Genomic DNA, 23,618 nt, shown 5'->3' on the forward strand with positions numbered 1-23,618 from the left:
CCTCGTCCCGCCGGGCCTACTTGCCCGCCCCCCGGTTGTCCCCCATGCGGACCTTCGCCGAGCCCGGGACCAGGCCCGCGAACGCGGGGCAGCCCGCCGCCTCCGGGGGCAGGGTCGCCGGATCGAGCCCGGCGCCGACCTCGTCGCGGGTCGGCCCGACCCGCTCGGCGACGGCGCGCAGGCGGTCCAGGTCGAAGCCGTACATCCGCGCCGCGTTCCCGGCCAGCATCCGCTCGGCGTCCGCGACCGGGACGTCGTGGAAGGCGGTGCGCACGGCCTCCTTGGAGAACGGGTAGGAGGCCTCCAGATGCGGGTAGTCGCTGCCCCAGAGGATCTTGTCGACGCCCACCCTGTCCCTGATCGCCACCTCCGTCGGGTGGACGAAGGTGGCGCCCGCGTAGCACTGCCGGTGCCAGTACTCGCTGGGCCGCAGGGTCAGGCCGTCGATCGCGCTCGCGGCGTCGTAGGCGATGTCCTCGCCGTCCCCCGTGGAGCGCATGGAGTCGACCAGCTGGTCCAGCTTGCGCAGCTCCCGGGGGATCCAGCCGATGCCGGACTCGGTGAAGACGACCTTCAGCCCGGGGTGCCGCTCCAGGACGCCGCCGAGGATCAGGTGCCGGAACCGGCTGATGTCCCACCAGCGCAGGTCGAGCAGGAAGAACATGTCGTCGACGGGCGAGTCGCCGAGCCTCGGGCCCGCCCCGCCGCCGTGGCAGTTCACCGGGACCTGGAGCTCCTCGCAGACGTTCCACAGCCGGTCGTACGAGGGGTGGTACAGCGGTGGCACACCGGCGCCGGGAGGGGTGCCCGGCAGCAGCACACCGCCGGTGAGGCCGGCCCCGTGCGCCCACCGCACCTCGGCGATCGCCGCGTCGACGTCGTGCAGGAGGATCTGGAAGACGCCCGCCCGCCGGCCCGGAAGGTCCCGGCAGAACTCCGCCAGCCACCGGTTGTGGGCCCGGAGCCCGGCCCACCGGCGCCGCAGGCCTTCGGCGCCCGCCACCCCGTCCTGGCTGCTGGCCAGCGACGACGTGGAGAAGAACGGCGGCACGGTGTTGGGATAGATGACCTCGGCCACGATCCCGTCCGCCTCCAGCTCGGCCGCCCGCCGCGCGGAGTCCCAGTTGCGGGAGGCGCCGGGGCCCTTCATGTCCTCGTAGGGGACGGTGAACTCCGCCGCCCAGCGGTCGAAGTCGTCGGCGAAGGCGGGGTCCAGGTAGTCCCGGTACCGCATGAGGTCGGCGCCCCCGTGGCAGTCCGCGGAGATGATGACGTGGCGGCTGTGGTCGCCCATGGTCGTTCCTTCCTTCGGCAGAAACCCGCTGACGGGGGGCCGGAGGGGACCCGCCCCCCGTCACCGGGCCGCTACCGATCAGACGCGCGCATAGCTGAAGCTGTACGCGCCCTCGGTCTCGTCGAACTCCTCCGCCTCGTCGGCGGCGAGGTCGTCGTCGACGACGCTCCAGGACTGGGACTGAACGTTGACCTCCCGCATGTCACACCTCCTCTCGATGCCGGCCGGACACAGCCCGGGCCGTGCGCCGCACGGCCCGGAGTCTCAGCGGAAGTGGTGCTCGCAGTGGGGGACGACGAAGTCCATGTGCGCACCCGTGATCCCCTCTCCGAACCCGATGTGCAGGACGCCGGCGCCCTCGTTGAGCTGCGAGTTCACCCGCCAGTCGACCGCGGGCAGCACTCCGAGGTTGGTGCCGATGCCGAGTTCGAGGGCCTGGAGGCCGTGGTCGGGGTTGGTGGCGCCGAGCAGGTCCCGGGTGAAATCCCGGCCGCCCGCGGTGACGCGGGTCAGCACGTTGTCCGTCATCTCCAGCCGGACCGCGCCGAGCCCGGCCATCTCCGCGCGCAGTCTCCGGGCCGTCTCGAACCGCTCCCGCCCGGCCTCGGTGCACCGGGGATCGCGCGCCGCCAGGACGCCGGAGGCGATCGCGGTCCCGTCCATGCTGAAGGTGTCCGCACCGGACTGCCCGGGCCGCTTGGTGATGGACAGCTCGCAGCAGCTCCCCACGCTCACCCAGTCGCCGGGCCCGATCGCCGCGCGCGGCCACGCGTCCACGGTCAGGGCGCCGCCCAGCGAGCACACGAGCCGCGTGTCGTCCCCGTCCCCGGCGCCCGTCCCGGCCACCTCGGGGCCGAACACCACCTGCTCGGCGCCCTCCCTCAGCTTCCCGATCCAGGAGGACGCCGTGTCCGCGGCCCGGACCCAGTCCGTCCGCAGGGCCATCTCCAGCGTGTAGCGGGCGGCGCCGGGCGAGCCGTCGAAGCTGGCGATTGGCACCACCAGCACGCTGTGGTGCCTGAACACGAGCCTGATCCGCTTGCTGACCATGTGGTGCTGGAGGAGGAGGACGACGCTCGCGCCCGCGGGCAGCTCCTCGGCCCGGTCCAGGGGGACGTACGTCAGCCCCCGCTCGGCCGCGGCCCGTCCCAGCTCGGCGTCGTCGGCCACGGCGACGATCCCGCCCTCGGGGAAGAGCTGCCTGAGCAGGCCGTCGCGTGCGGTGGTCGTCGTCATGCGCGCTGTCCCTCCGTCGCAGTGGGAGCGGCCGCCGGGACGTCGCGCGGCACGATGGGGTTCTTTTCGAGGAAGTCGGCGACGAGCCGCCGGGCCGCGTCCTTGTCCGCGGCGGGAACGATCTCCGATGGCCGGCGCAGCGCGTAGTACTCGTCCCTGAGCACGGAGCCGATCAGGGCGTCGTGATAGGCCCCGTCGACGAAGTAGCGGTCTCTGAGCACGCCTTCCACGGTGATCATTCCGGCGCAGAAGTTCTCCACCGCCCGCCGGTTGAAGGTCCCGCAGGTGAACTCCACCCGGTGCGCGTTCTTCGAGTCGAAGAGCATCCCGACGAGCAGGATCGTCGCCTCCAGCCCGAAGCCGGCGCCCCACATGCCGGCGTCGCCGATCATCGTCCCGACGACATAGTTCCCCGGCGTGTCGGTCGGCTTCCAGCTGACCATGCCGAGCGGCTGGCCGTCGGGTGTGCACACGATCAGGAACTTGTCGTCGACCCGGGCCAGAAATGCCTTCAGGTCGGCCGCGCTGGTATGGCCCTGAATACCGGAGGCATAGACCCAGGTATCCGATGAGGTCCATTGGGAAAGGAGTTCGTAGTCGTCCTCCGTCACCGGAGTCAGCGTTACCGAGTACTTATTGGGCATGCGTGGTCCCAACCTTCCGGTGCCTAACCGCTTCGCCAACGTAACGGCCCGCACATGGCCGCCGGAAGGTGCCTGGCTAGTTCTCGCCACCATCCATTCGAGAGGTGTTGTCCGGCCCGCCCATCGCTTACGTTCCTGCCCATGTGAGTCCTGCGGGGAAGGAGGTGCCATCCATGAGCAAGAATGAGAAGAAGGAAGCCGAGACGGTCGACATCACCGCTCTTGCCGACGAAGAACTCGACGACGTCGTCGGCGGCAGCGACGTCGTCGTGCCCTACGACAAGACGTGACGGGCCGGGCGGCACGAAAGGACGGACACCTTTCTTTCGTGCCGCCCGCTCACGGCACCGCTTGATGCCTGATCCGAGGAGCCGGGGAATGACGGGTTCGGCGGAGACCACAGAACTTCCGCTCACTTTGGGCCAGTTGCAGCACTTCAAGGTGACGCGCGAGAACCCCGCACTGCGCATGGCGATCTGGTCCTGCTTCCGGATTCCGGGCGAGCTGGACGTCGACAAATTCACCGACAGCGTCGAGATCCTGGTGTCGCGGCACGAGGCGCTGCGCATCGAAATAGTGGAGCGACCCGGAAGTGAGCCGCGCCAGCGGGTCAGGGGGCTGCCTCCCCGGGCCGGACTGATCACCGTGCAGAACGTCCTCGCCCGCTCGGAGGACCAGTTCGGCCGCTATCTCCGGCACCTCATGGTCCAGCGGTACCGCCGGGAGTGGGACGCCGGCGGCTACCCGTTCAGCTTCGGGCTCTTCCGTTACAGCCCGACGGTCCACGCGCTGATGGTCGGCCTCTCCCACATGGCGGTCGACGGGATCGGGGCCGGGATACTCGTCCGCGACCTCATGCGCACCTACGCGGACACCCTGGCGGGCCGCGCCCCCCGCGGGCCGGCCGGCCGGAGATACGCCGACTCGGTCGTCCGGGGAGCCGCCCCACGCGGCGACGGCCTCCGGCGCACCGCCGGGCGGGTCCCCTCGGGCCTGCCGTCGCCCACCCGGTTCGACGTGCCGCCTCCCGGCCCGCACGAGCGGGGCGGCCGGACCAGGCAGTCCTCCTTCTCGCTCGCCGGGACCGAGCTGGCGGCGCTCAGGGAGCAGGCCGGCCTGCACACGTGCACGGAGTTCACCTGGGTCCTGGCCGCCTTCGCCAGGACCGTCTTCCGGTTCACCCGACAGGACCGGATCGCCGTGGCCGTCCCGGTCGACCTTCGCGGCCCCGCGGAGCGCGAGACCGTCGGCATGTACGTCGTGGAGGTCCCCGTGGTCGTCGAGAGACCGCGGGACGCCGGCGCAGGGCGCGGTTTCGTCGCCGCGGTCGGGACCGCGGTACTGCGCGCCGCGGTCCGGTACCGGCGGGACCGCGCCTGGGACGAGGAGCACCCGACCGACCTGTCGGTCAACTACCGGAGGATGACCGGCCCGGACGGCCCCGAGCTCGCACGGCTCGGCGGCACCGACTACCGGCCCCGGGTCGACTACGAGGCGTCGGGCGTCGGGCTGCGGATCTTCAGTTACCGCGACGTCCTCCACGCCCAGGCGGTGTTCGCCTCCGGCCTGTTCTCGGCGGACGCCGCGGAGGACCTGTCCGGCGTGCTCAGGACGAGCCTGACATCGGTTCCGGGCCGGTGAGGAAGAGGAAGAGTGCCGGGTCAGTCGTCGTTCGACTTCTTCGCACGCCCGCGTGAGACCGGCGACGGGGCCGGAAGCCGGCCCGAGCCCTCGTCCGGTAACGGGCGCGCGCCGGGACCGTCGCGTTTCCGGGAGGAGGCGCGTCGGGCCGCGTCGGCCGACCGCGAACTGGGCCCGCCCATCGAGGCGGGCGGGTTCCCGCGGCCGTCATGGCCGGCGGGGGGCGTGGGCCTGAGACTCCGGGCACGAAGGCGGCGCCCGGTCCCCGTCCGGCTCCAGTCGCAGTTGAGCGACTGCGGACCGGTCAGCCTGATGATGGCGCTGGGGCACCACGGCATCGAGGTCGACCTCGAACAGCTGCGGCAGGACACCGACTGCGGGCGGGACGGCGTGTCGGCCCGCTCCCTGCTGACGGCGGCCCGCAAGTACGGACTGCCCGGCAGGGGGGTGCGGACGTCCCTGGAGGGGCTGCGGAACCTGCCGTCCGGCTCCATCCTCTTCTGGAAGTTCAACCACTTCGTGGTCCTCGACCGCGCCACGCGCCGGCACGTCTACATCGTCGACCCCGCCTACGGCCGGCGGCGGCTGCGCGTCGAGGACGTCGACCGGCTCTTCACCGGCGTGGCGGTCGAGTTCGACGCTCCCCTGCGCTCGGCCCGCCCGCGGAGGAGCGCCGGGCGGCCCCGCAGCCCCTGGCGGCACCTCGCCTACTTCTTTCCCCGGTCGAGGAAATGGCCGGCCCTGGCGGCGGCGTCCCTGGCCATCCTCGTGTTCGGCCTGCTGACGCCGCTGGCCATCGCCTACGCCGTGGACCACCGCGGTCTCGGGGGCGAGCTGACGCCCGTGCGCGCCGTTTCGGCCACGGCGCTGTCCGCCCTGTGCTTCTTCCTCCTCCAGTTGCTCCGCGGCACCCTCATCCTGGAACTCCAGGCGGCGGCGGAGAAACGGGTGACCCTGGGCGTCTTCAACCGGCTCCTCGCGCTTCCCTTCGGCTTCTTCGGGCGGCGCGCGCCGGGCGATCTGGCACTGCGGGTGCGGACCAGCACGTCGGTCCGGCAGGTGCTGACCGCCTCCATGCTCTCGGCGGCCTTCGACGGGATCCTGGTCGGCTGCTATCTCGCCGCCTTCTTCGTGGTGGAACCGCAGATCGCGATGTGGATCTCGCTGCTGGCGGCGATCCAGATCGGGCTCCTGTCGCTGGCGTGGCGCTCGCAGGTGTACCTGGCCGCCGACGAACTGGAATGCCAGGCGCACTCCAACAGCACGCTGAACGAACTCCTCGAAGGCATCGGCACCGTGAAGGCCGCCGGCCTGGACGAGGCGATGGGCGGCCGGTGGACCCACTCCCTGATGGAGGAGATCAACGCCGGGACCAGGCGGCGCCGCCATTTCACCCTGTTCTCCTCGCTCGTCGCGTCCATCCAGTTCATGGCCCCCCTGCTGGTGCTGGTCACCGGTGCCGTCAAGGTGAGCGCGGGGGAGCTCGGGCTCGGCGAGATGACCGCCTTCACCTCCCTGTCCATGGGCGTCTTCATCCCGTTGACCAGCCTGGTGCAGGCGGGGTTCCAGGTGGCCACGCTGAAGGCCCCCCTCACCCGGCTCGGCGACATCCTGGACGCCGAGCCCGACGAGCCCGGACGGACGGCCACGGCCCGCTTCGACACCGGCGGGGACCTGGCGGTCAGGGGGGCGTGGTTCCAGTATCCGGGCGCCGCGGCCCCGGCCCTGTCGGGCATCGACCTGACCGTCCCCGCCGGGGGCTTCGTGGCGTTCCTGGGCGCCTCCGGATGCGGCAAGTCGACCCTGGCCATGATCCTTTCGGGGCTGTACCGGCCCGATGCGGGACGGGTCCTGATCGGCGGGACGCCCTTCGACCACATCGACCGCGCCTCCCTGCGGCGGGCGATCTCGTTCGTCAACCAGGACGCCCGCATCTTCGCCGGCTCGATCCGCGACAACATCACGATGGGCGCCGCCGCGGCGGACGGGCACACCTGCGACCACGTCCGCGCCGCCGCCATCGCCCAGATCCACGACGAGATCGCCGCGCTGCCGATGGGCTACGAGACCCTGCTCGGCTCGGGCGGCACCGGCCTGTCCGGCGGCCAGCGGCAGCGGATCGCCCTGGCCCGCGCCCTCGTCCGCCGGCCGCGGATCCTCATCCTCGACGAGGCGACCAGCGCCCTGGACCGGGTGACCGAGGCGAAGGTGATCTCGAACATCCGCCGGCTGGACTGCACGCTCCTCGTCATCACCCACCGGCCCGCCGTCGCGGCCGAGGCCGATGAGGTCTGCGTCTTCGGCGGCGGGCGCATCGTGCAGCGGGGCGACCACGGCCGGCTCAGCATGCGGCCCGGCCCCTACCGCGACCTGATGGCGGCCTCGGGGGTCACGGGCGGCCCGAGCACCGCGGCCCAGGCGCCGCCACCGGGTCCTCCCCCGCGAGAGCACCTGTCCAATGGGTGGTTCCAAGCCGATCGAGCGACCTGACCGCCAGTCGCACCCACGGGCCGGCGCGTCCACGATCGCCGTGGACACCGGATCGATCCTGGAACGTTGCACGGGGTCCTCGTCTCGGCGTGACGCCGTGCTAGCTTCACCCCGAGATCGCAACCGGCCGGGTATCGGACAGTGGCAGGCCGCTCCATGGCAGACGAGACGCTCACCGAGAGTTCGAGTTTCCGGGTTTTCGGGGGCCTGGAGGTCCGGCTCGGCGCGTCCCGCGTCACGGCGCCCGCCTCCGCCGTTCTCCAGGGGCTGCTGGGAACGCTGATCATCGCGCGCGGCGAACCGCTGACCGTGGACCGGCTCATGGATCTGGTGTGGGCGGACCAGGTCCGCGAGGGCAGTCGCGCATCGGTTCACGTCGCCGTCTCGCGCCTGCGCAAATGGCTCGCCCGGTTCGACGGCACGGCGGAGCCGCCCTCGATCAGCCATGCCGACGGGTACCTGCTGCGCTGCCCGCCCGAGCGGTCGGACCTCGGCCGGTTCCTGTCGTCCCTCACCCGGGCGCGCGCGGCGGCCGGACCGGATGAGCGCTTCCGGGCCCTGTCCGACGCCTTCCGGGAACGGAGCGGACCGCTGCTCTCCGGCGTGACGAGGATCAGCCGTTCCGACCCCCTCGTCCGCTCGCTCGAAGAGGAGATCGGCCAGGCGGCCCTCGACCTCGCCACGACCGCCAGGCGGACCGCGACGCCGGGGAACGCGGTCAGGGCGGTGCGGCGGCTGGCGCGCGAGCGCCCCTACGACGAACCGCTCCACGCCGCGCTCATCGAGCTCCTCCTGGACGCCGACAGGCCGGCGGAGGCTCAGCGCGCCTACCATGAACTCGCCGCGCGACTGTCGGACGAACTGGGCATCGAGCCGAGCGAGAAGGTGCAACGCGCGCACATGCGCGCGCTGTCGGCCGACCGTCCCGTCCTCGCCACGGCTCCGACGCCCGAGCCGCAGGCAGCCACGACGCCCGAGCCGCAGGCGACCCTCATTCCCGCCGAGTTGCCGCCGGACATCGCGGATTTCACCGGCAGGGACCGCGAGGTGGCCGACCTCACCCAGGTCCTCACCGAGCCTCGGCCGGGTACCGTCGCCATGGCCAGCATCGCCGGTCTGGGCGGGTTCGGTAAGACCACGCTCGCCGTGCACGTCGCGCACCGGATCGCCGATCGCTTTCCCGACGGCCAGCTCTACGTGGACCTGCGCGGCGCCTCCGCCGATCCGGCCCGACCGGAGGACGTGCTCAGCCGGTTCCTGTTCGCGCTGGGCGTCAGTGCCACCGGCATCCCCGAGTCCCTCGAAGAACGCGTGGCGCTCTACCGCAGCTGCCTGGCCGGACGCAGGATTCTCATCCTGCTCGACAACGTCGCCGGGGAGGAACAGGTGCGGCCGCTCCTGCCTGGCTCCCCCGGCACGGCCGTCCTCCTCACCGGGCGCGTCCGGCTGGTCGGCCTTGAGGGCACTCACCTGCTGGAACTCGACGTCCTGCCGTCCGCCCAGGCCATGGAGCTGCTGACCAAAATCATCGGCACGGAGCGCGTCAGCGACGACCTGGACGCGGCTCTGGAGATCACACGCTTGTGCGGCCGGGTCCCGCTCGCGGTGCGCATCTCCGCGGCCAGGCTCCTGGGCAGGCGGCAGTGGAGCCTGTCCCGCCTCGCGGGCGTCCTCGGGGAGGAGCGGCACCGGCTGGACGAACTGGTGGCGGGCGACCACGACGTCCGGGCCGGGTTCGAGATGAGCTACCGGACGCTTCCCGCGAGCGCGCAACGGGCCTTCCGGCTGGCCGGGCTGCTCGACGCGCCCGACTTCGCGTCCTGGGCGGTGGCGGCCCTCCTCGACGTCGACGTGCGGCAGGCCGCACGTCAGATCGAGATCCTGGTCGACGCTCATCTGCTGAATCTCATCGGGACGGACGAAACAGGCGCGTTCCGGTACAAGTTCCACGACCTGGTCCGGTTGTACGCGCGTGAGCGGGCGCTGCGCGAGGACCCCGAACCCGAGCGCCGGGCGGCGGTCCAGCGGGCCCTGGGGGCGTGGCTGGCGCTGGCGGAGGTCGCGGCGGAGCACGTCCCGGGCCCCTGCTACGCGATCATGCACGGCCGGGCGCCGCGCTGGCGGCCGCCCGCGGCGGTCTCCGGCCCGCTGCTGGCCGACCCGATGGCCTGGTTCGGCGCGGAGCACGCCGCACTGGTCGCCGGAGTGGCGCAAGCGTGCGAGGGCCGGCTGCCCCAACTCGCGTGGGACCTCGCGGGGTCCATGGAGAAGTACCTGAACGTGCGCGGCCTGTACGACGGCTGGCAGCGCATGCATGAACAGGCGCTCGCGCTCTGCCGCGAAACCGGCGACAAGCTCGGCGAGGCCGTGCTGATGCGCGGTCTTCTGGAGGTCACCACCTGGACGGCCCCGGCGGGGCCCGGACCCGCGATGACGCGGATGCGGGTCTCGGCGTCCGAACTCCTCGACCGGTTCACCCGGCTGGACGATCCGGTCGGGATGTCCGACGCCACCGTCAGCCTGGCCTGGGGCATGACGGCCGACGGGAACGGCGCGCAGGCCCTCGCCCTCGCCGAGCGCGCCCTGCGGCTGTCGGTCGACGCGGACTACCTCGGCGGGCAGGCGCGGGCCTACCACGTGATGGCGGTCGTCCACGGCGAGGAAGACCCCCAAGGCGCGGTCGTTGTTCTGGAACAGGCGATGAAGGTCGCCGAAGCGCTCGGCAACGCCCGCTACACCACGACGGTGATCCAGTTCCTCGGCGCGGCGAAAGCGTTCTGCGGTGACATCGCCGTCGGCGAGAAACTGCTGGAAGAGTCCCTGGCGATGGCACGGCGGTTGAACGACCGGTACCTGGAGACGTTCTCGCTGCTCTACCTCTCGAAGCTGTTCGCCGCGACAGGCGACGATCGGGCCAGGGCAACTCTCGATCTGACGCTGACCCACAGCGAGCACGGCAACTTCGGCCATTTCCTCGCCGACGCGCTGAGCGTTCTCGGGCAGCTGAACCTGGCCGAAGGCGACCCGCCCGCCGCCATCGCCACCCTCCAACGCTCGGTCCAGGTCTGGCGGACCCGCGGCTGGATCCCCTACCTGGCACGAACGCTCCGCGCTCTCGGCGACGCCCACGACGCCGCCGGCGACCACCGCACGGCCAGGACCGTCTGGCTGGAAGCCCGCGAACTGTTCCACGAGATCTCCCACGACGACGGCGTGAGAACGCTGGACGACCGGCTCGCGCGTGAAGATTGCCGGCAGTCATAGTTCCGTATACCTCACCCTGCTTCGAGGTTAGCGATACGTAAGTGGGGCGTCGCTAGCATCACCTCCACTGATCAAGTAGCGCCATTGATAAGTGGTCGCGGCGATATCGGAAGTGCAGTTCGGTCTGCTCGACTGAAACGGCAGACCGCACGGGAGGCTGGGCAAGAATGACACCGCATTCAGGTATCCATCACAAGGCGGCACCGGGCTCGTCCGACTCTATTTGCCCGGTACCGGGGTGGGACAAGCGTCCCGACGGCACACATGGCGCGGCACGGAATGGGAAGAGGGCGGCGGTCGCCAGGCTCGCGCCCGGTGCGGCGGTGCCCTGCCGGTCCGGCCGCGACGTCCGGGAACTGCTCGCGCCGGACGCGCCCCGCCATCTGCTCCCGATCGTCGAGGCCCTGCTGTCGGGCCAGACGGACGAGGCGGCCAGCAAGCGGCTCGGGATCTCGCCCCGGACCTTCAGCCGGCGCGTGGCGGAGCTCCTCGACCATCTGAACGTCGCCACGAGGTTCCAGGGCGGGGTGGAGCTGGTACGCCGCGGCTGCCAGAACTGTTTCGCCCGGGACGAAGCCCGCTGAGGTCACCGGCCCTGGTCCCCGCGTAGCCGGGCGGCCCCGCCCGCATGCGACGCCCGCAGCGTATACCGAGAATATTCCGCCGTTATACTCACCAAGATCAGCCCGACCGGGTTTATAGTGCGTCCACGCAAGGGAGCACGGTGAATTTCGGGATACTAGGGCCGCTGACGGTGTGGCGCGAGGGTGAGCGACTCGATCTCGGCACGCCCAAGGCGCGGGTGCTGTTAGCGGTTCTGCTGTGCCATGCGGGCACCCCTGTCCCGGAAGATCAACTGATCGGGGCACTATGGGGGGACGCTCCTCCGAAGAGCGCCGGCAAGAATGTGCAGACCTACGTGCATCGGCTCCGGCGGCGACTGGGCGATCCGGCGCGCGTCGTGCGGCAGGGTCCCGGCTATCTGGTATCGCTGGTCCGGGACGAACTGGACGCGGCGAGGTTCGAGGATCTGGCCGGCTCAGGGCGCGCCGCGGAGACGGCCGGTGAGCCGGAGAAGGCGGCCCACCATCTGCGCGAAGCGCTGAGTCTCTGGCGCGGACCCGCGTTCGCGGGCATGACCGATGTGCCGGCGCTGGCCGTGGCGGCCGCGCGGCTGGACGAGGTCCGCCTGTCGGCCCTGCAATCGCGGATCGCCGTGGACCTGGAGCTGGGACGCCACGCCGAGCTGGTGGGCGAGCTGACCGCGCTCACCCGCGAGTACCCACTCCGCGAGCGGCTGCATGCGCAGCTGATGCTGGCGCTGTATCGCTGTGGCCGGCGCGCGGACGCCCTCGCCGAATACAGGCGTGCCCGCAAGACCCTGATGGAAGAGACCGGTCTGGACCCGGCCGACGAGCTGCACGAAATACATCAGAGAATCCTCACTCAGGACCCCTCGCTCGATGTCGTTCCCAGCGTCACGGCGACGATCACGGGCTCCCCGGTGGGGCCGGACGCGTCCAGACCGGCGGAGGCCCCGCGGGCCTACCGTGAACCTCAAGCGAACCCCGCCCCTGCCGAGTTGCCGCCGGACATCGCGGATTTCACCGGCAGGGACCGCGAGGTGGCCGACCTCACCAAAGTCCTCACCGAGCCGCGGCCGAGCACCGTCGCCATGGCCAGCATCGCCGGTCTGGGCGGCCTCGGTAAGACCACGCTCGCCGTGCACGTCGCGCACCGCATCGCGGACCGGTTTCCCGACGGCCAGCTCTATGTGGACCTGCGCGGCGCCTCCGCCGACCCGGCCCGCCCAGAAGACGTGCTCAGCCGGTTCCTGTTCGCACTGGGCTTCAGCGCCACCGGCATCCCCGAATCCCTCGAAGAACGCGTAGCGCTCTACCGCAGCCGCCTGGCCGGACGAAAAATCCTCATCCTGCTCGACAACGTCGCCGGGGAGGAACAAGTACGGCCACTGCTGCCCGGCTCCCCCGGCACCGCCGTCCTCCTCACCGGACGCGTCCGGCTGGTCGGCCTCGAAGGCGCGCACCTGCTGGAACTCGACGTCCTGCCGTCCGCCCAGGCAATGGACCTGCTGAGCAGGATCGTCGGCGACGAACGCGTCCGGGCCGACCCGGAGGCGGCCCTGGAGATCACCCGGTTGTGCGGCCGGGTCCCGCTCGCGGTGCGCATCTCCGCGGCCAGGCTCCTGAGCAGGCGGCAGTGGAGCCTGTCCTACCTCACCGACGTCCTCGGGGAGGAACGGCACCGCCTGGACGAACTGGTGGCGGGCGACCTCGACATCCGCGCGGGATTCGAGATGAGCTACCGGACGCTTCCCGCGAGCGCGCAACGGGCCTTCCGGCTGGCCGGGCTGCTCGACGCGCCCGACTTCGCGTCCTGGGCGGTCGCCGCCCTCCTCGACGTCCCGGTGCGGCAGGCGGAACACGAGGTCGAAACCCTGGTCGACGCTCATCTGCTGACCCTCACCGGGACGGACGAGACCGGCGGGCTGAGGTACCGGTTCCACGACCTGATCCGGTTGTACGCGCGTGAGCGGGCGCTGCGCGAGGACCCCGAACCCGAGCGCCGGGCGGCGGTCCAGCGGGCCCTCGGCGCATGGCTCGCGCTGGCGGAGGCCGCGACCGAGCACGTCCCGGGCCCCTGCTACGCGATCAGGCACGGCCGCGCGCCGCGCTGGCGGCCGCCCGCGGCGGTCTCCGGCCCGCTGCTGGCCGACCCGATGGCCTGGTTCGGTGCGGAGCACACCGCCCTGATGGCGGGGGTCGCCCAAGCGTGCGAGGCACGCCTGACCCAGCTCGCCTGGGACCTCGCAGGATCCACCGAGACCTACCTCAACGTGCGGGGCCTGTACGACGGCTGGCAGCGCATGCACGAACAGGCGCTCGCGCTCTGCCGCGAAACCGGCGACAAGCTCGGCGAGGCCGTGCTGATGCGCGGTCTTCTGGAGGTCACCACCTGGACGGCCCCGGCGGGCCCCGGACCCGCGATGACACGGATGAGGGACGGCGCTTCGCAGCTCCTCGACCTGTCCACCGCGCTGAATGATCCGATCGGGATCTCCGACGCCCTGGCGACCCTGGCCTGGAGCCTGACGGCCGACGGCAACGGTGGTGCCCAGGCGCTCGCCCTGGCGGAAAGCGCTCTGCGGACGGCGGCCGACGCGGATTACCTCGGCGGCCAGGCGCGGGCCTACCACGTGATGGCGATCATCCACGGCGAGGACGACCCCCAGGCGGCGCACGCGGTCCTGGAACAGGCGACGAAGGTCGCCGAGGCGCTCGGCAACGCCCACTACACCACGACGATCACCCAGTTCCTCGGCGCGGCGAAAGCGTTCTGCGGTGACATCGAGGGCGGCCGGGAACTGCTGGAACGCTCCTTGGACATGGCGCGGCGGCTGAACTACCGCTATCACGAGACGTTCTCGCTGCTCTACCTCTCGAAGCTGTTCGCCGCGACGGGCGACGAACGGGCCAGGGCGACCGCCGAACTGACGCTGGCCCACAGCGAGCACGGCAACTTCGGTCATCATCTCGCCGACGCGCTGAGCGTTCTCGGGCAGCTGGACCTGGCCGAAGGCGACCCGCCCGCCGCCATCGCCACCCTCGAACGCTCGGTCCGGGTCTGGCGGACCCGCGGCTCGATCCCCTACCTGGCACGAACGCTCAGCGTCCTCGGCGACGCCCACGACGCCGCCGGCGACCACCGGACGGCCAGGACCGTCTGGCTGGAAGCCCGCGAACTGTTCCGCGAGATCTCCCACGACGACGGCGTGAGAACACTGGACGGCCGGCTCACGCGTGAAGCGAACGGCCGACGGTCCTAGGCCGGGTGCCGGGATCTACGCTTCCGCCTTGTCCTGGACCGCGCCGGCGGCGGGACCGACGCGTCCCCGGGCCGCCCACTCCTCCGGGTGCGGGCTGCGGAGGGTCAGCACGGCGACCAGGCTGACCAGGGACGCGAGGGCGACATAGCCCGCGACGGCGACGAGACCGCCGGTCGAGGTGACGAGCAGGGTGGCGACGATGGGCGCGATCGCGCCGCCGAGCACGCCGCCGATGCCGTAGGCGACCGACGCGCCGCTGTACCGGATCTCGGTGGGGAACGCCTCGCTGAGGTAGGCGCCGTACGGGCCCGTGACCACGGCGATGCACAGCGCGGCGACGATGGTCCCGATGAACAGAGCCGCGCGGGACTGGGACTCCACCAACGCGAAGTAGGGGTACGCCCAGACGATCAGGCACACGCTCCCCGAGATGAGGAGGCGCTTGCGTCCGACGCGACCGGCGAGCAGGGCCGCGAGAGGCAGGGTCGCGCTCCAGAGGAGAGCCGCCACGATCGTGACCGTGAGCATCGTCGACGCGCTGAACAACTGCGCTCGGGAGGCGTGGCTCAGCATGAAGGCGAGCAGGAGGTTCCCCAGCGTGGAGCTGCCGATGGTGATGCCGGAAGCGGGCACCCAGATCCGTGGGGCGCGCAGCACGTCGATGATCGGCGCCCGGCGCACGGTGCGCCGTCGGCGGGCGTGCTCGAACTCGGGGCTCTCGTCCAGCTTGAGCCTGATCACGAGACCGACGGCGACCAGCACGGCACTGGCCAGGAAGGGGATGCGCCATCCCCAGTCGACGAACCCGGCGTCTCCGAAGCCGAGCCGGACCAGCAGGAAGGCGAGGCTTGACAGGACGACGCCGAGCGGCAGCCCGACCTGCGGCAGCGAGCTGAACAGGGTGCGCTGGGCGGGGGTGCGGGCGTGCTCAAGGGCGAGCAGGGTCGCACCGCCCCATTCACCGCCGACGGCGAGTCCCTGGGCGAGGCGGACCAGGACGAGCACGATCGGGGCGGCGACGCCGATCGTGGCATAGGTCGGCAGCAGCCCGATGAGGGCGGTGCCGACGCCCATGACGAGGAGGGACAGCACGAGCATGCGCTTGCGTCCCACCCGGTCCCCGAAGTGGCCGATGAGCGCGCCGCCGACCGGTCGGGCGACGAAGCCGATGGCGAAGGTCGACAGCGCGGCCAGGTTGCTGGCCAGGGTCGAGGCACTGGGGAAGAACTGCGGGGCGAAGACGAGCGTCGCCGCGAGGGCGTAGATGAAGAAGTCGTACCACTCGATGGTCGTGCCGATCAGCCCGGCCACGGCCACGCGCCAGGGACGGGTCGGCCCGCCTGAAGAACTGGGGTGGGACATGGTTGTCCTCTCGGAGATGTGATGGCCGCGCCTCGCCCCGGTCGGCGCGTCGGTCAGAGGTCGAGTACGAGCCGGGGTGTGCGAGACCGCGAGACGCAGAGCAGGATCCGGTCGCCCGCCGCCTGCTCTTCCTCGGTCAACACGGAGTCGCGGTGGTCCGGACGGCCGTCCAGCACGGCCGTCTCGCAGGTGCCGCAGGTGCCTTCCTCGCACGAGGTGAGCACGTCGACGTCCGCCTCCAGCAGCACGTCGACGATCGACCGGCCGGCGGGCACCACCAGCTCGGCCCCGGTCGAGGCGATGCGCACCGTGAACGGCGCGTCGGACCGCGAGGAGTCGATCTCCTTCGGCGAGAACCGTTCCGTTCGCAACCGCGTCCCGCGGCGCGCGCACATCGATTCGGCCGCGCGGATCAGCGGCTCCGGTCCGCAGCAGTAGACGGAGGTCTCCGGTCCCGCGTCCGCGAGCGCGGAGTCGAGGTCGATCAGACCGCACTCGTCGAAGGGGTGCAGGCGCACCCGGCTCGCGCCGATGGCCCGGAGGTCGTCGGCGTAGGCCATGGACGCCCGCGTCCTGCCGCCGTAGTGCAGTGACCAGTCGGCACCGTCCGCGGCCACCCTGCGGATCATGGTCAGCAGCGGTGTGATCCCGATCCCGCCCGCCAGGAACACGTAGCGGGTGCCCGCCTCCAGGGGGAAGTGGTTGCGGGGGCTGCTGACGGCGATCCGGTCGCCTTCATGGAGCCGCTCGTGCAGCCACGCCGATCCGCCCCGGCCGCCGTCCTGCCGCAGGACGGCGATCCTGTAGCTCGTGCGATCGCCGGGGTCACCGCACAGCGAGTACTGGCGGACGATCCCGGTCCCCGTCACGACGTCGATGTGCGCGCCGGGACGCCATGACGGCAGCTCATCGCCGTCGACCGGGTGCAGTTCGAACTCGACCACGCCGAGCGCGACGGTCGTTCGCCTGCCGACGGCGAGGCGGAACTCGCTCGAACCGCTCATCCGGCGTTTTCCGGCGTGAAGGCCACGGGCAGCGCGGCGTGGGTCATCAGGGATCCGCCGACCAGCCCGGTCTCGACCGGCTCCCCGTCGAGGCGGAGGTCCGGCAGCCGGTCGAGGAGGCGGGTGAGGGTGATCCGGAGTTCGGCTCGGGCGAGGTGCTGGCCTTGGCAGACGTGGGGTCCGGCCCCGAAGCTGACGTGCCGGTTCCGGGTTCGGCGCGGGTCGAACTCCTCCGGGTCGCCGAATTCCCGCGGATCCCTGTTGGCGGCCGCGAGGTCGAGCAGGACGCGACCGCCCTCGGCGAGGTCCCGGTCGCCGACCCGGACCGGGCAGCGGAGCGTGCGCGCGAACAGCTGCAGGGGCGTGGTCAGCCGCAGGCTCTCCTCGATCACGCGCGGCAGCCCGCGCCGGTCGGCGAGGAGGCCGTCGCGCAGGCCCGGGACGGTCAGCACGTGCCGGATGAGACCGCCGAGGGCCGAGCCCGTCGAATGGTGGCCGCCGACGATGTACGCCAGCAGCAGCCCGGTGGCGCCGGCCTCGTCGATCTCCTTGCCCTGCACCACACCACCGGCCATCTCGGTGAGCATGTCGTCGCGGGGGTTCTCGCGCCGGTCGGCCAGCCAGCGCCGGGTGTGCTCGGAGAACTCCGCGAACCGTGCCGGGAACTCGTCCGTGCCCATGGCGGCGAACAGCGCCGCCGCGATGCCGCGGGCGCGCACCGCCTCGGCCTGGTCGAGGCCGATCATCCGCCCGATCACGATGGCGGGCAGCGGCTCGGTCAGCCGGCAGACCAGGTCGGCCTGGCCGGCGGTCGCGAAATCGTCGATCAGCAGGTCGACGATCTCGGTGATGACCGGTTCGAAGGCCCGCACGGCGCGCGGGGTCAGCGGACCGTCGAGGACCCTGCGCCACTGGGCGTGCTCGGGCTCGTCGAACTCCAGTGCGGGGACCGGCGGCAGCAGCCGGCTGGGCGGGATGTGCACACCGTCCGCCGAGGAGAACGACCCCGTGTCGGTCAGCGCGGCGCGGACGTCGCCGTAGCGGGTCAGGAAGTCGAATCCGCCGTGCCGGTCGCTGTGCACGACGGGGCAGGCTTCGCGCATCTCCGCGTGAGCCCGGCGGACGTCCTCGGCGGACAGGGTCCTGTCGAGGTGGTCGAAGGCGGGATCCCCGGTGGTCATGACGGCTCCTCCCCGCTCGCTCCCGAGCGTTTCGGCGATCTCCCGCAGGCGGCGGCGGTCGATCTTGCCGACCTGGCTGACCCGCGGCATCTCGGGCAGCACGACGATCCGCTCCGGCCACTTGTACTTCGCGACTTCGAGGAGTTCGAAGTGGGCGCGGACCTCCGCGAGGTCGATCTCGCGGCCGTCCCGGGTCACGACGAAGGCGCAGGCCCGCTCGCCCAGTCGTTCGTCCGGCATCGCCACCAGGGCGGCCTCGGCGATCGCGTCGTGGGAGCCGAGGAGGAGCTCGATCTCCTCGGTGTTGATCTTCTCTCCGCCGCGGCTGATCATGTTCTTGACCCGCCCCTCGACGGTGTAGCACCGGACGCCGGCGATCGTCCGCTCCGCCATGAGGTCACCGGTGCGGTAGAAGCCGTCGGCGGTGAAGGCCCGCCGGTCATGCTCGGCCGCGTCGTAGTAGCCGTGCAGGGTGTACGGGCCCCGGGCGCAGAGCTCGCCCACCTCGCCGGGCGCGACCTCCTTCTCGGTCCCGGGCTCGTACAGCCGGATCTCGTCCGCGGGCGAGATCGGCACCCCGACGCTCGCCGCGCGGGCCTCGGGCGGGAAGCCGGGCGGGGTGGTGAGGCAGAGTCCCTCGCTCATCCCGAAGATCTGCCCGCCCCAGATCCCCCGCGCCTCCAGCGCCGCCATGTGCCGGCCGGGTACCTTCTTGCCGCTGAACAGCACCCGCCGCAGCGTGGTGGCGGCGGCCAGGTCCGGGTCCAGGGCCAGGTCGAAGGCGAACGGACCGAGCAGGACGTCCGTCGCCCCGTTCCGGACGACGAGGTCGAGCGCGGCCGAGGCGTCGGGCACTCCGAGGACGAGGGTCGCCCCCACGCTGTGCGGGCCTTGCAGACCGATGATGACGCCCGCGTTGTGCACGATCGGCATCATGTACGCGACGCGGTCCCCGGGCCCCCATCCCATGGCGCGGGCGAGGCTCGCACCGTAGTGCCAGTAGGGGGCCTGGAGGCACGGGATCACCTTGGGCACTCCGGTGGTGCCGCCGGAGAGCTGGAACACCGCGAGCGACTGCATGCCGAGCCCGGCCTGGATGCCCTCGACGGTCCGGCGGGCTTCGGAGCCGTCGATGTCGTCCCCCAGCCCGTCCAGTTCGACGGCCCGGGGGTCGTCGGCCCGGCCGTCCGAGACCAGGACCGTGCGCTCCACGCCGGCCGCCTCGGCCTGCCTGAAGGCGAAGCCGACGAGGTCGAAGCGGGGATCGCGGGCCGCGACCAGGTGCGCGACCGGGCGGGTCTGCCGCGCGATCTCGCCGATCTCGTGCCCGCGGTGCAGCGGCAGCGTGCACACGGGCACGAGTCCGGCCTTGAGCAGCGCGTACCAGGCGATCACGGTGTTGACGGTGTTGTGCACCTGGAGCAGGACCGCTCCGCCCGGTTCCAGCCCGAGCCGATGGAGCCCCGCGGCGCGCCGGTCGGTGACGCGGTCCAGCTCCGCGAAGGTCAGCCGGGCGTCGCCGCAGACCAGCGCGTCCCGGTCGCCGTGTTCCCGCGCCATGAGGTGCAGGTGCTCGGCGATGGTGGGCGATTCCCACAGGCCTTCGCGGACGTAGCGGGCCTGCTCCTCGGCCGGATAGAGGACGATCTTCTCGGAATGGTCGGAAGCAAGCCTCATCATGTCTCTCCTTTGCGGCGCCGGGCGTGGTCAGCGCAGGTCGCGCTCATAGCCGAGGACGACCTCTCGGTTCTCCCGCCGGAAGTCCCGGTAGGAGACCCGGCCCGTGCGCATCAGGTATTCGAGCGCGAACTTCGTGGGGTGGGTGACGGTGCGGGAAGGGAGCCCCTCGTACCAGGCGATGCTCCGCTTGGCGGCGGTCTGGAAGGCGTCCGCGACGGGCTTGCGCACCCGTTCGAACTCCTTGAGCCCGGTCTCGACGTCCCATCCCGCGCCGGCCAGCGCCTGCGTGAGGTAGACGGCGTCGCGCATCGCGAACCGGGTGCCCGACCCGATCGACGGGTGGACGGTGTGCAGGGCGTCCCCGATCAGCACGAGGTTGCGGTGGGACCACCGTGCGCAGCTGACGAACTTCGTCTGGAACCACGGGGAGTGGTCGCTCCGCAGTGGCGCGCCGTCCAGCGCGTCGGCGAAGAGCCGCTCGCACAGCTCCCGGGACTCGTCCTCGGTCATGTCGGCGAACCCGAGCCGGTCGAACGTCTCCTGGCCGACCTCGACCGTGAAGTTGCTCATGTCGGATGAGAACCGGGACGCGTGGACCATCAGCGTCCCGTACTCGCTGTTCTTGAGGATGATCGACGGCGGGTAGGGCTTGGGGGTGCCGTACCAGGCCAGCCAGTTGCCGCCGAGCTCGACGCTGGGCAGGAAATGCTCGGCGAAGCGCTCGCGGGTCCGGCTGTTGACGCCGTCGGCGCCGATCACGAGATCCCAGTCGGCCAGGTCGTCCTCGGTCACGGCCGTGTCGCGCTCGTGCTCGATCGTCACCCCGGCCGCGAGGGCGAACCTCTCCAGCGTGGCCAGGAGCGACCAGCGGGCGTTGAGGTGGCTGCGGCCGACCTGGACCGGCACGTCGACGCCGTCCAGGCTGAGGACCATCCGATCGTGGCGGGTGTCGGTGGTGAACGCCTCGATCACGTCCGGCGCGGCGGGCCGGAGCGCGTCGGCCGCGCTCTCGCTGATCGACACGCCCCAGCCGTACGTCACCCCTTGCGGGTTCCGCTCCCTGACGTGGATCGCGGCGGCCGGGACCGCTCGCTTGGCGATGATCGAGAAGAACAGGCCCGCGGGCCCGCCGCCGACCACCAGGATCCTCATCGGCCTTCCCGGGTTCACCGTCCGCCCTCCCGCCACGATGCGGCGTAGCGCGCGACGCGCTCGCCCAGTGCCGACGCCGTTCGCAGGTCGCTGTCCCGCATGCCTTCCAGACCCTGGTCCGAGTTGGACTGCGCCATGGCTCCGGCGTAGGCGCCGAGGCGGTTCAGCGCGGAGTCCGACCCGGTGCTGCGCCCGTTGCCGTCCAGCAGGCCGAGCCCGACCCAGACCATCCCGTGCTGCATGGCGAAGAGCCAGAGCTGGGTGAGGGTGTTGAGCTTGTCCCCGGAGTGGCCGCTGGAGTTGGTGAACCCCGCGGCGAGCTTGCCCTTCCAGCCCTGGTCCAGCCAGATCTTCGCGCTGGCCTCCATGAACGTCTTGAACACCGCCGAGCCGCTGCCCATGTAGGTCGGGGTGCCGAAGATCAGCGCGTCGCAGCGGTCGAGCCGGCCGGGGTCGGCGGCGACCTCCTCGGCGAAGTACAGCGCGACCTCGGCGCCCGGGACCGAGGCGGCGCCCTCTCCGACCGCCCTGGCCTGCGCGGCGGTATGGCCGTAGCCGCTGTCGTAGACGACTCCGATGGAGCCCACGTCCTTCACCTCGTTCTCTGCTGTGGTGCGGTGGCGAAACGGCCGGCCAGCCAGCGGTCGATGTGGACGGCGGCGGCGGCGTACCCCGTGGGCTCGCCCTCCGCGACGGGCTGGCCGAAGTGCTGGCCCCGGACGATGCGGCGGACCTTGTCCTGCCCGGCCAGCGCCTCGAACATGCGGGCGCTGACGGTGGGAAGCGCGGCCTGGTCGCCGCTGAACTCCAGGTAGAGCGTCGGCAGCCGCACCCCGGCCGCGCACCGCGCGAAGTCGGCGTTGGTGTGGTTCGCCGACCAGGTCGACAACCACGCGTCGGGAGTGGTCAGCCTGCCGAAGCCCACCAGACCGTAGTTGGTCAGATCCGGGCGACGGCCGAACAGCGAGCCGTAGTGCCGGTCGTTCGGATCGATCGAAGGATCGACGTAGCAGGGGTCGGCGTCGGTCCGGTAGGTGGTGATGATCCTCGGGGCGAGGCCGGTCCGCCGGTCGGCGGGATCCTTCGTGCGGGCGAAGCGGGCACGGGACCGCGAGGCCTCGGCGGCGAGCGCGACGGCGCGGGCGTCGATCCGGGCGATCCGCTCCCTCTGGGCCGCGCGGTACGCGCGGAGGAACTCCCTGTCGTAGCGGCTCGGCTCCGGCGGCTCGGCGAACCCGTTCCGCGGCGCGTACATGTCCAGCGCGGGATCCACCGACATCGGGTCCGACTCGTCCGTGACGGACGGGTCGACGCAGTGCAGCAGCACCTGTCCCTGGCCCGGGTGCGGCGCGAGAAAGATCGCGCCGTCCGGGACGGGCATCCGCGCGCCCGCGAGGCCGATCGGCCTGCCGGCGGGTGTCACGTCCAGTCGGAGCTCGGGCTCTAGGGAGGCCTGCTCGATATAGAAGGCCGACAGCGTTCCGCCGCCGGAGTGGCCGAAGGTCAGCACCGCCTCGAACCCGGCGTCGCGGAGGAACACGTGCCCCGCCGCCGCGTCCAGCAGCGCCTGCTCGTGGACCAGGGCGATGTCGTTGTTGGGCGAGCGGGTGCCTTGAGTCCAGACCGAGACGCCGCCCCGCAGGAGCAGCGGGATCATCGGATGGTGGGTCATCGATTGACGCGGGTGCATCAAGGTGACCACCGCCGCCGCGCCGACGAGGGCGTACAGCACTCCCTCGACCTTGGCGCCGTCGAAGGTGGTGAGCTGGTGCGTGCTCACCGTGACGCCGGGCGGCGCCTCCGCCGTCTGGACGTCCCGGCCCGCACCGAGCCGGTCCACCGCCAGGGGGTTCATCCCGCGCTCCCGGCGGGCTCGATCACCAGTTCCGCCCCGTCCCAACGGCTCACCCGGCCGTCCGTGACGGCGGCGACCGAGCTGTACCAGACGGCGTTGCGGCACCCCGTGGCGTCGCGCCCGATGCGGATCGGGCCGGGCGCGGTGACCTCGAAGTAGGGCCCGCGCCGCCGGACGGTCACGTCCGGATCCTTCCCGGCGACCTCGGCCAGCGGACGGAAGTCGTCGACGTCGAGGACGAACAGGGTGGTCATGCGAACGTCACCATCTCCGGCTCGGCCTCGTACCGCTCCGCGATCAGCTTCGCCTTGCGCGCGAAGAACTTCTCCAGGGAGGGCTCGGGCTCGCCCGCGACCTCCATGAGCGCGTCCACGCTGAGGCCGGCGTCCACATCGTCTTCGGGGGTGATCGCCCGCAGCGGACGGGTGATCTCCATCAGGTACCCGTTGGGGTCGGTGACGTAGATCGACTCGACCGTCTCGTGCCGCACCTGCAGCTCGCACGGCCAGTCGCTCGCGTCCAGCCGGCGCCGGTACTCCAGGAGGTCGTCCTCACCGTCGACGTGGATCGCGAGGTGCCGGGCGCGGCGGAGCAGATCGGGGATCTCGGCGTCCCGGTAGGGCTCCACTCCGAAGTAGTAGAAGAACGCCAGCCGGTCGCCGTTGCCGATGTCGAAGAAGAAGTGGATGAAGTCCGGGTGGTCCCCGGGCCCCCATCCGAGCGCGCAGGTCGCATGCACAACCGGGAAGCCGAGGACGTCCCGGTAGAAGGTGATCGTCGACCGCGGGTCAAAGGTGGGGAACGCCGCATGGTCGACGCCCCGCACCGTGTGCGCAAGCGGGTCTCGCTCCGGGGACGGCATCTGCGTACTCCTCTCGCGACGTGCTCTGTGCCGCCGAGCGTAGAGGTGATCTGGCGCACTCGTCAATATCCTGACGCTTATGTATCGTTCGATGCATGACAGCGCC

At 71.6% G+C, this 23,618-nt stretch carries 17 protein-coding genes; 5 read left to right on the top strand and 12 right to left on the bottom strand.

From position 1 onward, the window contains the following. Positions 1 to 16: 16 nt before the first annotated feature. The 4 genes from K8Z49_RS25580 to K8Z49_RS25595 form a co-directional block, all read right to left on the bottom strand. On the bottom strand, positions 17 to 1,294 hold the full coding sequence (locus K8Z49_RS25580) for an amidohydrolase family protein (protein WP_412515415.1): 1,278 nt from the start codon (positions 1,292 to 1,294) through the stop codon (positions 17 to 19). A 78-nt stretch (positions 1,295 to 1,372) separates the two neighbouring features. Next, positions 1,373 to 1,495, bottom strand: a complete 123-nt coding sequence (locus K8Z49_RS25585) for a hypothetical protein (RefSeq protein WP_021591137.1) — start codon at positions 1,493 to 1,495, stop codon at positions 1,373 to 1,375. Positions 1,496 to 1,558: 63 nt separating this feature from the next. Continuing rightward, positions 1,559 to 2,530: a hypothetical protein gene (locus tag K8Z49_RS25590; protein WP_111830650.1), complete on the bottom strand. Its 972-nt coding sequence runs from the start codon at positions 2,528 to 2,530 to the stop codon at positions 1,559 to 1,561. Further along, the gene (locus K8Z49_RS25595; RefSeq protein WP_412515416.1) at positions 2,527 to 3,345 is read right to left on the bottom strand and encodes a GNAT family N-acetyltransferase; all 819 of its coding nucleotides are present in this window, start codon (positions 3,343 to 3,345) and stop codon (positions 2,527 to 2,529) included. The genes K8Z49_RS25590 and K8Z49_RS25595 overlap by 4 nt, the downstream gene beginning before the upstream one ends. Before the next feature lie 207 nt (positions 3,346 to 3,552). Between K8Z49_RS25595 and K8Z49_RS25600 the strand changes: the two genes are divergently transcribed. From K8Z49_RS25600 to K8Z49_RS25620, 5 genes are all read left to right on the top strand, one after another. Further along, positions 3,553 to 4,815 carry a condensation domain-containing protein gene (locus tag K8Z49_RS25600; RefSeq protein WP_412515417.1) on the top strand — a complete coding sequence of 421 codons (1,263 nt, stop codon included), beginning with the start codon at positions 3,553 to 3,555 and terminating at the stop codon, positions 4,813 to 4,815. Between the two features lie 12 nt (positions 4,816 to 4,827). After that, positions 4,828 to 7,305 carry a peptidase domain-containing ABC transporter gene (locus tag K8Z49_RS25605; protein WP_412515418.1) on the top strand — a complete coding sequence of 826 codons (2,478 nt, stop codon included), beginning with the start codon at positions 4,828 to 4,830 and terminating at the stop codon, positions 7,303 to 7,305. A 156-nt stretch (positions 7,306 to 7,461) separates the two neighbouring features. Then, positions 7,462 to 10,569, top strand: a complete 3,108-nt coding sequence (locus K8Z49_RS25610; RefSeq protein WP_412515419.1) for a BTAD domain-containing putative transcriptional regulator — start codon at positions 7,462 to 7,464, stop codon at positions 10,567 to 10,569. Between the two features lie 323 nt (positions 10,570 to 10,892). Further along, positions 10,893 to 11,153 carry a DNA-binding response regulator gene (locus K8Z49_RS25615; protein WP_111830652.1) on the top strand — a complete coding sequence of 87 codons (261 nt, stop codon included), beginning with the start codon at positions 10,893 to 10,895 and terminating at the stop codon, positions 11,151 to 11,153. A gap of 170 nt (positions 11,154 to 11,323) precedes the next feature. After that, positions 11,324 to 14,416 (top strand): AfsR/SARP family transcriptional regulator, encoded by a 3,093-nt coding sequence (locus K8Z49_RS25620; RefSeq protein ID WP_412521163.1) that lies wholly within the window; start codon positions 11,324 to 11,326, stop codon positions 14,414 to 14,416. A 15-nt stretch (positions 14,417 to 14,431) separates the two neighbouring features. Here K8Z49_RS25620 and K8Z49_RS25625 read toward each other — a convergent pair whose 3' ends face one another. The 8 genes from K8Z49_RS25625 to K8Z49_RS25660 are packed head-to-tail and all read right to left on the bottom strand — an operon-like array spanning position 14,432 to position 23,512. Continuing rightward, a complete protein-coding gene (locus tag K8Z49_RS25625; RefSeq protein WP_024934387.1) occupies positions 14,432 to 15,778 on the bottom strand; it encodes an MFS transporter in 1,347 nt (448 codons plus the stop codon). Positions 15,779 to 15,831: 53 nt separating this feature from the next. Next, positions 15,832 to 16,782 (bottom strand): PDR/VanB family oxidoreductase, encoded by a 951-nt coding sequence (locus K8Z49_RS25630; protein ID WP_412515420.1) that lies wholly within the window; start codon positions 16,780 to 16,782, stop codon positions 15,832 to 15,834. After that, positions 16,779 to 19,643 carry a cytochrome P450 gene (locus K8Z49_RS25635; RefSeq protein WP_021591148.1) on the bottom strand — a complete coding sequence of 955 codons (2,865 nt, stop codon included), beginning with the start codon at positions 19,641 to 19,643 and terminating at the stop codon, positions 16,779 to 16,781. Before K8Z49_RS25635 ends, K8Z49_RS25630 begins: the two co-directional genes overlap by 4 nt. Before the next feature lie 27 nt (positions 19,644 to 19,670). Next, complete coding sequence (locus tag K8Z49_RS25640) at positions 19,671 to 20,795, bottom strand: FAD-dependent monooxygenase (protein ID WP_111830655.1); 1,125 nt, start codon at positions 20,793 to 20,795, stop codon at positions 19,671 to 19,673. 14 nt (positions 20,796 to 20,809) lie between these two features. Next, positions 20,810 to 21,382 (bottom strand): flavodoxin family protein, encoded by a 573-nt coding sequence (locus tag K8Z49_RS25645; RefSeq protein WP_024934388.1) that lies wholly within the window; start codon positions 21,380 to 21,382, stop codon positions 20,810 to 20,812. Between the two features lie 5 nt (positions 21,383 to 21,387). After that, on the bottom strand, positions 21,388 to 22,650 hold the full coding sequence (locus tag K8Z49_RS25650; RefSeq protein ID WP_021591151.1) for a hypothetical protein: 1,263 nt from the start codon (positions 22,648 to 22,650) through the stop codon (positions 21,388 to 21,390). Then, positions 22,647 to 22,904, bottom strand: coding sequence for a hypothetical protein (locus tag K8Z49_RS25655; RefSeq protein ID WP_075024529.1), 258 nt, complete (start codon positions 22,902 to 22,904; stop codon positions 22,647 to 22,649). The genes K8Z49_RS25650 and K8Z49_RS25655 overlap by 4 nt, the downstream gene beginning before the upstream one ends. Next, the gene (locus K8Z49_RS25660; protein WP_021591153.1) at positions 22,901 to 23,512 is read right to left on the bottom strand and encodes a VOC family protein; all 612 of its coding nucleotides are present in this window, start codon (positions 23,510 to 23,512) and stop codon (positions 22,901 to 22,903) included. Before K8Z49_RS25660 ends, K8Z49_RS25655 begins: the two co-directional genes overlap by 4 nt. Positions 23,513 to 23,618: the final 106 nt, after the last annotated feature.

The organism is Actinomadura madurae (assembly GCF_047130825.1).
Lineage (GTDB): Bacteria > Actinomycetota > Actinomycetes > Streptosporangiales > Streptosporangiaceae > Spirillospora > Spirillospora madurae.